Source organism: Pseudomonas sp. ICMP 561, from assembly GCF_002699985.1.
GTDB classification, from domain to species: Bacteria; Pseudomonadota; Gammaproteobacteria; order Pseudomonadales; family Pseudomonadaceae; genus Aquipseudomonas; species Aquipseudomonas quasicaspiana.
Window position 1 is genome coordinate 1 of the sequence record NZ_LKBT01000057.1, and the last position, 326, is coordinate 326.

At 54.0% G+C, this 326-nt stretch carries 1 pseudogene; it reads left to right on the forward strand.

The window, feature by feature from the left end:
• Positions 1 to 326 (forward strand): annotated as a pseudogene (locus AO242_RS29585) (IS4 family transposase); the annotation flags it as partial.

Here is a 326-nt window from a genome sequence, read left to right on the forward strand (position 1 = left end):
CGGGCTGCCAATTTCGGCGAGTTTTCAACTGGCGAGCTGAGCCACGCTCGTGGGTTGGAAAAAGCAGTGGATGACTATTCGGTTACGATCTTTGATCGTGCGTACTATTGTGCAGCATTCCTGCTCGACTGGGAGCACAGCGGTACGCAACGGCATTGGTTGATGCGGGCTCGTAGCGGGCTTAAATACGAGGTACTCCAAGAGTTGGGGCCAGGTGATTGGTTAGTTCAGTTGACTGTTTCTCGTGACGCCCACAGGCAGCGCGATGATCTTCCCAAACACTGGCAGGCCAGATTGATCGAGTACTCGATAGAAGGTAAAGCCCG